12 protein-coding genes are annotated in these 13,491 nt (G+C 69.9%); 6 read left to right on the top strand and 6 right to left on the bottom strand.

Annotated elements, in window-relative coordinates:
- The first annotated feature begins 3 nt into the window (after positions 1–3).
- Positions 4–1,110 (top strand): M42 family metallopeptidase, encoded by a 1,107-nt coding sequence (locus C3K08_RS16220; RefSeq protein ID WP_104992486.1) that lies wholly within the window; start codon positions 4–6, stop codon positions 1,108–1,110.
- Positions 1,111–1,162: 52 nt separating this feature from the next.
- Here the strand turns inward: C3K08_RS16220 and C3K08_RS16215 are convergent, their stop codons facing one another.
- The 4 genes from C3K08_RS16215 to C3K08_RS16200 form a co-directional block, all read right to left on the bottom strand.
- Complete coding sequence (locus C3K08_RS16215) at positions 1,163–2,215, bottom strand: glycoside hydrolase family 43 protein (protein WP_104992485.1); 1,053 nt, start codon at positions 2,213–2,215, stop codon at positions 1,163–1,165.
- Between the two features lies 1 nt (position 2,216).
- Positions 2,217–3,119, bottom strand: coding sequence for a carbohydrate ABC transporter permease (locus C3K08_RS16210; protein ID WP_104992484.1), 903 nt, complete (start codon positions 3,117–3,119; stop codon positions 2,217–2,219).
- Between the two features lies 1 nt (position 3,120).
- The gene (locus tag C3K08_RS16205; RefSeq protein WP_104992483.1) at positions 3,121–4,074 is read right to left on the bottom strand and encodes a carbohydrate ABC transporter permease; all 954 of its coding nucleotides are present in this window, start codon (positions 4,072–4,074) and stop codon (positions 3,121–3,123) included.
- Between the two features lie 190 nt (positions 4,075–4,264).
- A complete protein-coding gene (locus tag C3K08_RS16200; RefSeq protein WP_104992482.1) occupies positions 4,265–5,581 on the bottom strand; it encodes an ABC transporter substrate-binding protein in 1,317 nt (438 codons plus the stop codon).
- A 245-nt stretch (positions 5,582–5,826) separates the two neighbouring features.
- Between C3K08_RS16200 and C3K08_RS16195 the strand changes: the two genes are divergently transcribed.
- Entirely contained in the window at positions 5,827–6,801 is a 975-nt protein-coding gene (locus C3K08_RS16195) for a glycoside hydrolase family 43 protein (protein WP_104992481.1), read from the top strand.
- Here the strand turns inward: C3K08_RS16195 and C3K08_RS16190 are convergent.
- Positions 6,792–8,081 carry an MFS transporter gene (locus tag C3K08_RS16190; protein WP_104992480.1) on the bottom strand — a complete coding sequence of 430 codons (1,290 nt, stop codon included), beginning with the start codon at positions 8,079–8,081 and terminating at the stop codon, positions 6,792–6,794. The genes C3K08_RS16195 and C3K08_RS16190 overlap by 10 nt on opposite strands.
- A 98-nt stretch (positions 8,082–8,179) precedes the next feature.
- Here C3K08_RS16190 and C3K08_RS16185 point away from each other — a divergent pair, with 98 nt between their 5' ends.
- The 4 genes from C3K08_RS16185 to C3K08_RS16170 all read left to right on the top strand — a co-directional run bounded on the left by C3K08_RS16185 (position 8,180) and on the right by C3K08_RS16170 (position 12,386).
- Complete coding sequence (locus C3K08_RS16185) at positions 8,180–9,265, top strand: M42 family metallopeptidase (protein ID WP_104992479.1); 1,086 nt, start codon at positions 8,180–8,182, stop codon at positions 9,263–9,265.
- Positions 9,255–10,055, top strand: coding sequence for a hypothetical protein (locus tag C3K08_RS16180; protein ID WP_104992478.1), 801 nt, complete (start codon positions 9,255–9,257; stop codon positions 10,053–10,055). The genes C3K08_RS16185 and C3K08_RS16180 overlap by 11 nt, the downstream gene beginning before the upstream one ends.
- Before the next feature lie 343 nt (positions 10,056–10,398).
- Positions 10,399–11,505 carry an EAL domain-containing protein gene (locus tag C3K08_RS16175; RefSeq protein WP_234009287.1) on the top strand — a complete coding sequence of 369 codons (1,107 nt, stop codon included), beginning with the start codon at positions 10,399–10,401 and terminating at the stop codon, positions 11,503–11,505.
- A gap of 83 nt (positions 11,506–11,588) precedes the next feature.
- Entirely contained in the window at positions 11,589–12,386 is a 798-nt protein-coding gene (locus tag C3K08_RS16170) for a GGDEF domain-containing protein (RefSeq protein WP_158680037.1), read from the top strand.
- A 55-nt stretch (positions 12,387–12,441) separates the two neighbouring features.
- On the opposite strand, the gene C3K08_RS16165 is transcribed toward C3K08_RS16170, so the two are convergent.
- On the bottom strand, positions 12,442–13,374 hold the full coding sequence (locus tag C3K08_RS16165) for a tyrosine-type recombinase/integrase (protein ID WP_104992476.1): 933 nt from the start codon (positions 13,372–13,374) through the stop codon (positions 12,442–12,444).
- Positions 13,375–13,491: the final 117 nt, after the last annotated feature.

Genomic DNA, 13,491 nt, shown 5'->3' with positions numbered 1-13,491 from the left:
CCCATGCCTGCCCCCCAGCCGTCCCCCGAGGCCCAGCGCCTCCTCACCCACCTGCGCGGCCTCGTGGCCCTGACCGGCCCCAGCGGCTCGGAGGAGGACGTGATTCGTGCCGTGCACCGCGCCGCCGCGCCGCTGGCCGACCGGGCAGAGGTGGACGCCTTCGGCAACGTGGTCGCCGTGCGCGAGGCCGCCGACCCGGAGGCCCGACGCCTGATCCTCGCCGCGCACCTCGACGAGGTGGGCTTCCGGGTGCGGGCCGTCACGCCGGGGGGCTTTCTGCGGCTGGAAAAGGTGGGCGGCACCGACGACCGCATCCTGCTCGCCCAGCGGGTGCAGGTGCGGACCGCTGAAGGGCCACTGCTGGGCGTGATCGGCACGAGGAGCGCCCATCTCCTCACCGACGCCGACCGTTCCCGCGTGGTGCCGCAGGCCGAGCTGTACGTGGACGTGGGCGCCCGCAGCGCCGAGGAAGCGGCGGGGATGGGCATCCGCGTGGGCGACCCGGTAGGCTTCGTGGGCGAGCTGACCGAACTCGGGCGCGGCAGCGGCCGTTTCGTGGCCCACGCTCTCGACGACCGCGCGGGGGCGGCGGTGCTGCTCGCCCTGCTGGAGCGTTACCGCGAGACGCCGCCGCCCGTCACCCTGATCGTGGCCTTCACCACCCAGGAGGAAGTCGGCCTGCGCGGGGCCACCGCCGTCGCCCGCACCCATGAGGCGGACGTGGCCCTCGCACTGGACATGACGGCCGCCGACGACACCCCCGAGTTCGCCGCGCCGCATCTGCGGCTGGGGGAGGGTCCCACCGTCAAGGTGATGGACTTTTCCACCCTCTCGCACCCCGCCGTGCGCCGGGGGCTGGAGGCCGCCGCCCAGGCCCGTGGCCTGAGCGTGCAGCCCGAGCTGCTGCGCGGCATCGGCACCGACGCGGGGGCACTGCAACACGCGGGCCGGGGCATTCCGGCGGGCGCGGTGTCGGTCGCCAACCGTTACACCCACAGCCCGGTGGAGGTGCTGGACCTCGCGGACCTGCTCGGGGCGCTGGAACTCTTGGACGGCTTCGTGCAGGGGTTGCCGGACCTCGACCTGCGCTTCGTGGCGTTGGAGGAGTAACAGCAAGCCCCAGAGCGGGTCTTTCGCTTGGAGGCTTGTGGTTTGAGGGGAGTCAGGGCCGCGCCGGGGCCACCTGAGGCGTCAGGCTGGGGCCTTTTAACACCGCCAGCCCGTTTTTCCAGGTCAGGGCGTCGATCCGCATGGACCGCTGCCCGCCGTTCTCGTAGCCGATCTGCCCCGCCGTCCAGGCGTGGTAGTACAGCCACGGGTTGCCCTTGCCGTCCGTGATGATGCCCTGCCCGCCGGGTCCGGCGACCTTGCCCTTCGTCGCCAGCCACGCTTCCTCGCGGCTGAGCTTGCGGAAGGGTCCGGTCGGGCTGGAGGCCACCGCGTAGCCCACCGCGTAGGTGTCGCTGTTGTAGTCGGCGGCGCTGTAGAAGAGGTAGTACTTGCCCGCCCGCGTGTACACCTGCGGCGCCTCGATCAGGTTGCCCTCCCACAGCGCCCCGTTGTACAGCAGGTCCTTCGGTGCTCCGATGAGCTTCAGCCCGTCCGCGCTGAGCTTCTGCACCCAGATGCCGGTGAACTGGTTGCAGCAGTTGCCGTCATTTTTCCAGTACAGGTAGCGCTGCCCGTTTTTGTCCTGAAAGGGGCTGGCGTCAATGCTTCCCCCAAGGTCGAGTTGGCACACCAGCGGGGCTTTGTTCGTGTCGTTGAAGGGGCCGGTGGGCAGCTTGCTCACCGCCACGCCGATGCACTGGCGCCCGCTCTCGGTGTGGCGGGCGGTGTAGTACAGGACATATCCGGCGCTCGTGCGGGCGACCTCGGGTGCCCAGGTATACCCGCCCGTCGCCCACGCCCCCAGCCGTCCCATGCCCTCGCCCACCCGCTGCCACCGCACGAGGTCGCTGCTTTTCAGCACGGGCAGGTCCACCCCGCCGCTGTTCGTGCCGTAGGCGTAGTAGGTACTTCCGACCCGCAGGATATAGGGATCGGGGAAATCGTCGGGAATGACGGGATTGGTGTACGTCGCGGGCTTGGCGGCGGGCCGGGCCTGCGCGAGCGGCCCACTGCCCACAGCTCCGGCGGGCGCCCCGCTCGTGCCCAGCCCCAGCAGCAGGGCGGCGAGCAGGGGAGAGGCGGGGGAACACAGTCTCAGGCGCATGTCACTCCTTCATCCCGGTGGTCGAGAGGCCCGCGATCAGGTACCGCTGCGCGAGCAGGTAGGCGATCAGCACCGGGATGCTGGCGATGGCGGTCGAGGCCATCAGCTTGCCGTAGTCGGTCACGTAGCGCTGCGAGAAGGTGTTCACGCCGACCGGCAGCGTGAGCTTGTCGATATCGGTCACCACGAAGGTCGGCCAGATGAAGTTGTTCCACGACCCCATGAACGAGAACACCGCCAACGTTACCAGTGACGGAATGCTCAGCGGCAGAATCACGTGCCACAGCACCTGCAGGCTGTTCGCCCCGTCGAGCCGCGCCGCTTCCTCCAGCTCACGCGGCAGCCCCAGGAAAAACTGCCGCAGCAGAAAGACCCCGAAGGCGCCCGCCAGCCCCGGCCAGATCAGCGAGTGGAAGGAGTTGATCCAGTCGAAGCGGATCATCATCAGGTAGCTGGGAATCAGCGTCACGATTCCCGGAATCATCATCGACCCCAGGATGAACCAGAAGATCGCCTCGCGCCCCGGAAAACGCATCCGGGCGAGCGGGTAGGCCGTCAGCGCACACAGCGCCACATGCAGCACCGTGAACACCGTCGCCACGAAAAACGAGTTCCACATCCAGCGCAGGATGTTCCCGTCGGGCGAGGTCAGCACCTCGCGGTAGTTGTCCAGCGTGGGGTTGGCGGGCACCCACTGGGTCGGCGTGGAGATCACGTCCACCTCGGGTTTCACCGAGGTCGCCAGCATCCAGTACACCGGGGCCAGGAAGATCACCGCCAGCACGCACAGCAGGGCGAAGCGCGGGATATCACGCGGGGGCCGGAAGCGGCGGGGGGGCCGGGCGGTCGCGGTGGCGACCGGGGCCGACGCATGCGCCCCGGCACGGGTCGAGGGTGTCACCATCCTAATTCTCCCCTCTGGCGTCTCTCGCCATGATGCGGAATTGCAGGTAGGTAAAGATCAGCATCACCAGCCCGAACAGGAACGCCATCGCTGAGGCGCTGGAGAACTGGTTGTTGGAAAAGGCCTCTTCCGTGATGTACTGGATGGTGCTCTGGGTGGTGCGGTTGGGGCCGCCCGCCGTGATCACCAGCGTCTGCCCGAACAGCTGGAAGCTCGCCAGCACGGTGGTCACGAACACGAACAGGGTCACCGGGGCCAGCAGCGGCCAGGTGATGAAGCGGAACTTGGCCCAGGGAGTCGCCCCGTCGATCTCGGCGGCCTCGTAGTAGCTCTGCGAGATGTTGCCCAGCCCCGCGAGGTACAGGGTCATGTTGAAGCCGATGGTCCACCACACCGTCCCCACGATGATGGGCACCCAGGCCAGCCCCTCGGTCGAGAGGAAGGGCAGCGGCTGCATGCCCAGCAGGTCGGTCCGCACCGCGTTCACCAGCCCGATCTGGTTGTCGAACATCCAGCGCCACAGGATGCCCATCACCGAGACGGTGAGAATGCCCGGCAGAAAGAACACCGAGCGGAAAAAGGCCCGCCCGAAGATGGGCCTATGCAGCAGCAGCGCCAGCCCCAGCGACGTGCCGATTAGCAGGGGCACGCTCACCAACGTGAAAAAGCCGGTGTTCTTCATCGAGTTCCAGAAAAACTGCGACTGCGGCGTCTCCGGGTCAAACAGGTTGCGGTAGTACTCCAGCCCCACGAAAGGCCGCGTCTCGGCCAGCAGGTCCCAGCGGTGCAGGCTCACGAAGAGGCCGTAGCCCACCGGGTACACCACGAACACCAGAAAGAGGGCCATGAAGGGCAGCAGATAGAGGTAGGGCGTCAGGGCGCTGCCCTCGCGCCCTCCCCGGCGGCGCCGACCCTCGCGGGGGCGGGCCGCCTCGCCCGGCAGGCTGAGGCTCATGGGCGGCCCCCGTGCAGGGCCAAAGGGTGCAGGGCCAAAGGTCGCCGCGAGCACCGGATCAGGCGGCGCTCGCGGGCGAGGGGCGTGGGTTGCGGGTGGGTCATGGGGCACCTCCTCCGGTGCGGGGGAGGCGGGGTCCGGCGCAGGTGCGCCCGGCCAGACCCCGCCACCGGGTGAACTTGCCGGGGGCTTACTGGAAGGTCTTGCGGGCCTGCTGAATCTGCTTGTTGGCCTCGCTGACCCCGGCGTCGAGCGCCGCCTTCACGCTCTGCTTGCCGCTGTAGGCGTTGGCCCAGGCGTTGTCGAAGGGGCCGAGCACCTGCCCGCCCCAGGGGAAGCCGGAGGTCGCGTAGATGTTGCCCAGCTTCTCGAACACGCCCGCGATCGGCCGGTTCTCGAACTTCTTGTTGTTGGCGACGGCGGGCATCACCGGGAGGCTCCCGGCTTCCGTCCAGGCGAGGTTCTGGTTCGGCGAGGTCATCCAGTTGACAAAGGCCAGCGCGGCGCGGCGCTTGTTGGCGTCGTACCCGGCCCGCTGCTTGGGCAGCGTGAGGTGGCTGCTGCCGCCCCAGGCCGCGTCCTGCTTGGTGCCGACGCGCGGCACAAAGGCCACCCCGAAGTTCATCTTCTGCTGCTCGAAGCGGTCGAGGTACCACTGCCCCGAGGGGAAGAAGCACACCTTGCCCTGGCTGAAGGCCGCGAGTTCGGCTTCCTCGGTGCTGTTCGGGCGGGCCACGTTCTGCTTCTGCACGAGGTCCACCAGGAACTGCACCGCCTCCACCGCCTGCGGCGAGTTGAAGCTGGCGTTGAGGTTCTTGTCGACCAGCGAGCCGCCGTTTTGCAGGATCGCCGCGTAGGCCAGGCGCGAGCCCACCCAGTTGTTGTACAGGCTGATGCCCCAGGTGTTCAGGGCCTTGGGATCGAAGCCCGCCTGCCCCGGCTTGCGGCCACTGCGGTCGGTCGTGCAGGCGCGGGCCGCCGCGAGCAGCTCGGTGCGGTTGGTGGGCACCTTGGTCACGCCCGACTTCTTCATCAGGTCCTTGTTGTAGAACATCACGTAGGCGACCGAGGAGATCGGCACCCCGTAGGACTTGCCCTCGTAGTCGGCGGTCTTGAACAGCGGGCCGTAAAAGCGCGACTTGCTGATCCCCGCCGATTGCAATTCCGCGTTCGTGAGCGGCGAGACGGCCCCCCGCGCGATGAAGTTGGTGATCTGGTCCTCGTTGATGACGACCACGTCGGGCGCCCGGCCCGAGGCCACCAGCGAGGGCAGTTGCTGCCAGGTCGTGCCCCAGGGCTGCGCCTGCGCCCGCACCTGGATATTGGGGTGCGCCGCGTTGAACTGCGCGATCAGCCGCTCCATCACCGGGCGGTCGGCGCCGGTAAAGCCGTGCAGGTAGGTCAGCGTGACCTTGGGTCCCTTGTACGAGGTCTGGGTCTGGGCGGCGGCGACTCCGCCGAGACCGGCGGCGAGCAGCAGGGCGGTGACAGTAAGGGTCCGGTTCATGGTGCCTCCAGGCTGAGAAAGGGGAGAGGTGGCGCAACCTTCAGGCGGTTCCGGCCTCCTTCCCGCATGGGGCCAGGCAACCGGGCTGGGACGGGCAGGCCCAGCGAAGCCGTTTCTAAAGGATTGCTTGGCGGGAGCATAGCACCCGGCCCTCCCCCTCTCCTGCGACACTGCCCCTGTCAGGTTGACCGAATCTTTATCCCCACCCAGACGCCCCCAACGCCCCCTTCTGCCCCGGAGACCCCATGCCCGATGCTGCCCGGCCCCGCACCTATACCAACCCCGTCTACCCGCACTACTTCGCCGACCCCTTCGTGCTGCGTCACGGCGACGGCTATTACGCCTACGGCACCAGCGGGCGCCCCCACGAGTCGGGCCGCGTCTTCGAGGTGCTGCACTCGCGCGACCTGCTGCACTGGACACCGCTGGGCGGGGCCTTGGAGCCCCTGGGAGGCGAGAATGCCCGCGACTACTGGGCGCCGGAGGTGGCCTTTCACGCGGGCGAGTTCTACATGTACTACTCGGCGGGGGTGGGCGATAAGAGCCACCAGCTCCGGGTCGCCGTCTCCGGGCGCCCCGAGGGTCCTTTCCGCGACGCCGGGGTCATCCTGACGCCGGAAGACCCCTTCACCATCGACGCCAGCCCCTTTCAGGACGAGGACGGGGAGTGGTACCTCTACTACGCCCGCGATTTCCTCGACGGGGAGCGGGTGGGCACCGCGCTCGCGGTAGACCGCCTGGAGGGGATGACCCGGCTGGCCGGGGAGCCCCGCACGGTCCTGCGGGCCACCGCCGACTGGCAGATTTTCCGGCGCAGCCGCGAGATGTACGGGGCGACCTACGACTGGTACACGCTGGAGGGGCCTTTCGTGGTCAGGCGGGGTGGGCGCTACTACTGCTTTTACTCCGGCGGCGCGTGGGAGGAACCCAACTACGGCGTGTCCTACGCCGTGGCCGACCATCCCCTCGGCCCCTGGACCGAGCCCCAGGCAGACGGCCCCACCCTGCTACGCTCGGTGCCGGGTCAGGTGGTCGGTCCCGGCCACAACTCGGTGGTGACGGGTCCCGATGGGCGCGATTATCTCGTCTACCACGCCTGGGACCCGCAGAAGACGGCGCGGCGGATGTGCATCGACGCCATTGAATGGACGCCGGACGGCCCACGGGTGGATGGTCCCAGCTTTACCCCGCGCCCGCCGCCTGCGCTCCGTCAGAGCTGACGCGGCGCAGGCGGCGGGGTGGGGGAGGGCCGCGCCCCCTCGTCCCCTGGCCCCGCTTCGCCCAGGTGCAGCGAGCGCAGCGCGGGCACTCGCCACGCGACGAGGGCCACGACCAATAGCGTGACCAGCCCGCCCGCCCACACCGAGCGCACGGTGCCCAGGGCACTCGCGGCCACCCCGCTTTCCAGGGCACCGAGTTCGTTGCTCGACCCGATAAACAGCAGGCTGACCGCCGCCACCCGCCCGCGCAGGTGATCCGGGGTCCGCAGCCGCAGGATCGCCTTGCGAATCACCATGTTCACCCCGTCGAAGACCCCGGTGAAAAAGAGGGCCACCAGCGATAGGTAAAAGTCCCGCGACAGGGCGAACACGATGATGCTGACTCCGAACCCCGCCACCCCCAGCAGCAGGGTGCGCCCGCTGTTCCGCAGCGGCGGGTGCCGGGTGGCCCACAGCATCACCAGCAGGGCACCGACCGCCGGGGCCGCCAGCATCAGTCCCAACCCGCGCGGTCCCACCCCCAGGATGTCGGAGGCGAAGACGGGCAGCAGCGCCACGACTCCCCCGAACAGCACCGCAAACAGGTCCAGCGCCATCGACCCCAGAATCACCGGGTCGCGCCGCACGAACCTCAGGCCGCCCCGGATGCTCTCGGCCATATTCTCGCGTTCCGGGGGGGCGGGCTGCGACTTGGGCGCGATGCGCCACAGCGCCGCCCAAGCGGTGAGCGTCAGCCCCGCGATCAGCGCATAGGTGCCGCTCGCACTCCAAGTGGCGAGCAGCAGGCCTCCCAGCGCCGGGCCGATGATCCCGGTTGCCTGCCCCACGCTGCCCAGCCACGCCGAGGCATTCACGAAGGCGGACGCCGGGACAATCCGCGTCTCGAACGCCGACGACGCCGGGTCCCCGAACCCCCGCGCCACCCCCGCCACGAACACCAGCCCGTAGAGGAGCGTCACGGTGTCCCCATCGGCTCCCCGTGAGGCCAGCGCCAGCCCCAGGGTACACGCCGCGAAGACCAACCGTGTGACGAGCAGGATCGACCGCCGGTCCAGCCGGTCGGCGTAGTGCCCGCCGATCAGGGCCAGCCCCAGCGCCGGGATCGCCTCCACCAGCCCCAGCAGCCCCAGGGCGAGCGGGCTGCGGGTCAGCTCGTACACCTGATACCCGATGGCGACCGCCAGCATCCGGCTCGCCAGCGAGGAAAAGGTGGAGGAGAGCAGCAGCGCCCGGAACTCCGGGAACCGCAGGGCGGCGGCAGCGTCGGCGGGGGCGGTCATGCGGGGAGACAGCCTAGTGCAGCCGGGCCTCCCGGACCGTGGGGCGCGGCGTCTCTTCGGAAGGGACGGACCAGGGCAGAACCTCTAGGATGCCTCCCATGCTCCCTGCCCTCCGCGACCGCCTGCGCGAGCTGTGCGACATCGGCGCCGTCTCCGGCGACGAGCGGCCCCTGCTGCGATACCTCCGTACCGCCCTCGCCGGGCGGGTGGACGAGTTCCAGATCGACGTGGCGGGGAACGCCTACGCGCTGCGGCGCGGCCCCGCTCCCGGCCCCACCGTCCTGATCGCTGCCCACACCGACGAGATCGGCCTGATGGTGAAAAGCATCGAACCTGGCGGCTTCGTCCGCTTCGAGAAGATCGGCGGCGTGATCGACAGCCTGCTGCCCGCGCGGGCGGTGCGGGTGCGGGGCGTGAACGGCGTGATCGGCATGAAGTCGGGCCACTACCAGACCGAGGCCGAACGCACCCAGGGCCGCAAGGCGAACGACCTCTACATCGACCTGGGTTGCTCCAGTGCCGCCGAGGTGGAAGCCCTGGGCGTACGGATTGGGGACCCGGTCGCCTTTGTCAGCCCCCTGCTGGAGATCGGCGGCCAGCCCCACCTCGTCGCCGGGAAGGCCATCGACAACCGCCTGGGCTGTGCGGTGCTGCTCGAACTCGTGCTGGGCGAGGCACCCGCTGCCGGGACGGTCGTCTACACCTTCACCGCCCAGGAGGAGGTGGGCCTCAAGGGCGCGAAGCTTGCCGCCGAACGTTTCCGCCCCGACCTCGCCCTCGCGCTGGACACCATGCCCACCGGGGATACGCCCGACATGAGCGAGCACCGTGACCTGAATGTGCGGCTGGGTGCGGGTCCGGCGTTGCAGGTCATGGCCGGTCCGGGAGGCCGGGCGAACCTGCTGCACCCCGGCGTGCGCGACTTTCTGGAAGAAGTGGCCGGGGAGCGCGGAGTACCGTTGCAAGCCTGCACCTTCAGCGGCGGCTCCAACGACTCCGCCGCGATGGCCTGGGCCGGGCTGGGGATCGCGGCCGGGTCGCTGACCCTCCCCAGGCGCTACTCGCACTCGCCCCTCGAACTCGCCGACCTGCGCGACGCGGTCGGCGCCCTGGAGGTGCTGCGCGGCGTGGTGGGGCGCCTGCCCGCCCTCCCCGACTTCACCTTTCTCCCCGATGACGCCTGACCCCGGTCCATCTGGTACGGGCGACCTCTGGCACGTCTACACCGATGGCAGCACCCGCCACGAGCGGCGGCAGACCTTTTCCGGCTGGGCGGCGCGGGCGGTGCAGCCCAGTGCGCGCGAGGTGCGTCAGGTCAGCGGGGCGCGGCCCGGCGGCACTTCGCTGGAGGCGGAGACGGAAGCCATCCTCGCCGGACTGCGGCTGGTGCCCGGCGGCGCTCCGGCGCGGCTGCACAGCGACCTCGACCTCCCCGCGCTGCTGGAGGTGCTGCATTCCCCAGCGGGCGAAGCGGCCCGCGCCCACCTCGCGGACGTGTGGGTCCAGCCCGTCGCCCGCAACCGGGGCCGTCATCCCACCGACATGCACCGGGTCGCCCGAGCGGAGGAGGCGGACGTGCGGGCCGGGGAGTCTCCGGGCAGCGCGGGCCTTCCCAATGCCGTTCAGAACGCCCTTGACCTCGCCCGCACCGGGCCAGCCGCCCCTCCGATTCCCCTGGGCGAGCCTCGGCGCCTTCCTGGACAGGCTGGGCCGCTTCAGCTGCGAGTCTCCGGTTTGCCCCCCAGTCCCGGCAACGGGACCAGCGCCCTCAGCCTGACCCTGGGGCTGGGTTCTGTGGCAGGACGTGGGCGTACCCCAGGCGAGGCCCTCCAGGCCGCCATAGGTCCCCTCCTGACGCTGCTCACGCGCGGCGCCCTCATTGACCTGCGGGTGCCGGAGGCCTGGGAAGCCACCGCCCGGAAAGCGTTCGCCGAGCTGCCGGGTGTGCAGGTCCTCCCCGAACCGGAGGAATAGGTGGGGGCGACGCAAGGCAAGCCAGATCATCCTCTTTCAATATATACAAGTCAGCATATCACCACCCGCTTTCCTCTCCCACTTCGCGACTCTCCAGCCCACCGGCCAAGCCTCCGAAGTCCTCCGTTTCCGGGAGGAGGGCGACTTTACAAGGGGTCGGGTTGGTGTGCCTGATATGAACGCATATGAACGCAAGCGCCGGGGCAGGGGTGCTGCCAGCTCGGAACACCAGCCAGAGGATGAAGCTCCGCTCAAGCCGCAGCAGAAATTGTGAGGCCGTCTTCAGCGTGTGGGCGGCCGGTTGCCAGGGTTGAGTAAGCGCGGACCTGATACACCAGACAGAATGTCGTCCCCCTCCGGCCCCTCCCTCAGCAGCCCAGTTTCTCCACCGGTGACCTGCGACTGCGACCTGCTCGCGCCTCCTGTCGGCTCCCCCACCACCGGGCTGTACCTGCGCTCCACCTCCCGGCACGTGGAGCGGCGGCTGACCGCGTGGCTCGCCGCCCTGGACATTCGCCACGAGCAGCGGCCGGAGGGGTCCCTGGTCCTGCGAGAAGGGTTCGGAACCCTGGAGGCCCTGCTGGACGCCTTCAGCCCCACCGAACGCGCTGACCTGTTCGCGGCGCCCTGCCGGGGGGACGGAGCGCCGGACCCCTGGCAGATGGCCCCGCTGGAACGCTGGGTGCAGCGGCTGGGCAGCGACTGGTTTTTCGCGGCCAGCGAGCAGCTCTGCTTTCACATGCAGCCCATCGTGCATCTGCGCGGGGGCGAGGTCTACGGGTACGAGGCGCTCGTGCGGGCGCCAGGGCAGGCGGGCCTGATCGGGGCGGGGGCGCTGCTGCAGGCGGCCAGCGCCCACGGTCAGGCCCGCGCCTTTGATGCTCAGGCCCGGCGCGGAGCGATCCGGCAACTCTACCCGCAGCTCGCGCCGCAGCAGGTGCTGTTCATCAACTTCGCGCCCGGCGTGGTCTACAACCCCGACGTGTGCCTGCAAACGACCTTCCAGACCTGCCGGGAGGTCGGCGCCGACTTCTCGCGGCTGCTGTTCGAGGTTACCGAGAGCGAGGCCTTTCCCGACCTCGGTCTGCTGCGCCGGATTCTCGACCGCTACCGGGCCGAGGGAGCGCAGGTGGCCCTCGACGATCTGGGGGCCGGGCACACCAGTCTGACCTACCTCGCCGAGCTGCGACCCGACGTGGTCAAGCTCGACCGCGCCCTGATCAGCGGGCTGCACGCGGATGACCGCCGCACGCCGCTGGTCCTTGCCCTGATCGAGTACGCCCACGACCTCGGCATCCGGGTGGTCGCCGAGGGCATCGAGACCGGGACCGAACTGTGCGTGGTGCGGGACCTCGGCGCCGACTACGCGCAGGGCTACTTCCTGGGCCGCCCCGCTCCCACCCCCGCCGGAGTCGCCCCCGGCGCCGCCGGGCTGTGGAGCGGGCGGTGAAGCTGCCGGCCAGACCCCCTCTGTCTGAACCTGCGCGGCCAGCCCTGGGGGGCACCGGGCTGCCTGGCGAGCTGCTGTGGCAAGTGCTCGACACGGCTGACATCGGCCTGCTCGTCACCGACGCCCAGCGGCGCATCCTCTATGTCAATGAGACCTTTACCCGCGAGACGGGCTACTCGCTCCCCGAGGTGCAGGGCCGAACCTGCCGCTTCCTGCAAGGCCCCGCGACCGACCCCGCCGACATCCTGGCGATGCGCACCGCCCTCGACCGGGGCGAACCCTTCTCGCGGGTGGTGCTGAACTACCGCAAGGACGGCAGCCTGCTGCACTACCGCCTGCGGGTGCGGCCGCTGCGCCAAGACGGTGAGGTGCGCTACTTCGTGGGCGTGCAGGAGGACTTCACCGAAGCCTACGAGGCCCAGCGCCAGCTCGAGCGCTGGGCCTACATCGACGGCCTGACCGGGCTGGGCAACCGCCGCGCCTTTGACGAGGCGCTCGCGGGTGCCCTGGCCCGCCGTGAAGCCACGCGGCTAGTCCTCATTGACCTCAACGACTTCAAGCGGATCAACGACGAGCGCGGGCACCTCGCTGGAGACGCGCTGCTGGGCGAGGTCGCCCGCTGCCTGGCCCGGCATATCCCCCTGCCCGGCACCGCCTACCGTCTGGGTGGAGACGAATTCGCCGTGCTGCTGCCCCCCGACCTGGCCCCATTGGAGACCACCCTGGAACAGGCCCTGGCCGGGCTGGATGGCGGCACCCTCCGCGCCGCCGTGGGAGGAGCCAGCTTTCCCGACGAGGCCGCCGAGGCCCCGGCCCTCTTCCGGCTGGCCGACGGGCGGCTGTACGCCCGTAAGCCCATTCGGGGTCCCTCGGCCTGCTGACCTGCCAGGGGGACCGGGGCCAGCCGGGTCGCGGTCTGCGTTGCACTAATCGGACTTAGTGTGAATCCGACTTTTTCTGCCCCCGCCGCCCACGTCCGCGTGGCCCTCCAGACCGGGCGGTGAGGTCGGGGCGGTCGCTGAGGCGGATCAGGGGCCGTACCGCGGTGCGGCCGCCCAGCCCCAGCGCCTGGGTCACCTCGCGCTGCGTGGCCTGCTCGGCCAGGAGCTTGAGGCCCGCCGCGTGCCGCAGCGCGTGCCACGCCTTGTAGGGCACCCCCGCCCGCTGACACAGCCGGAACACCTTGGCCCGCAGTTCGTAGTCGGTCAGGGGGGCCTCGCCGTGCCGGAAGAGCAGGCCCTGGGGTCCCCCATACAGGGGCGTTTCGCCCCGCAGCCGCGCCCAGGCGTCGAGCGCCGCCGTCAGTTCCGGGGTACAGGTGACGGTCCGCTGGCTGACCTGAACCTGAGCACGGTCCCCGGAGAGGCTCCCGAAAGTCAGCTGCCGCACCTCCGGTCCGCTCAGGCCCCCATGGGCGCCCAGCAGGACAAGCGCCCGCTCCTCGGCCGAGGCGTGTTCAAGCAACCGGGCGACCTCCTCGGCGCTGTAGACCGGTCGGCGTTCGTGGGCGATGTTGGGGCGGCCCTGGACCTTCTCGAAGGGATTGACCTCGACCAGTCCCAGCTCGCCCAGCACCCGGTAGAGGCGCCGGACCTGAACGAGCCGGTTGTTGACAGTGGCGGCGACCTCCTGGTATTCGGCCGCGAGCCAGTCCGCGTAGGCCTGGGCAAACGCTCCGGGATCGTGGACGTTGAGGAGACTGCGGTCTTCGGTACGGAGCCAACGCACGAACACGCGCCAGCCGCTGAGTACGTTTTTCCGGGTCGCGCCTGTGGGAGGGCCGGGCAGGGTGGTCGCCAGCAGGTCGAGGGCCGCATCAAGGTCGTCACGCTCAAGCAGGCGCCGCAGCGTGGAGGGCGAGGGGGGCATGGGGGAATGATAGAGGGCTGATCTTCGGTTGTATATATTGCAAAACAGGACGCGACCAGTGGGAGTCTTGAGGTGCCCCTGAGGGACTGCCGCAGCGGCCGGAACCTCCCGTACACT

The sequence above is a fragment of the Deinococcus sp. NW-56 genome (assembly GCF_002953415.1).
In the GTDB taxonomy this organism is placed as follows: Bacteria; Deinococcota; Deinococci; order Deinococcales; family Deinococcaceae; genus Deinococcus.
The sequence above is the reverse complement of the archived record's forward strand: the minus strand, read 5'-3'. Positions and strand labels throughout refer to the sequence as shown.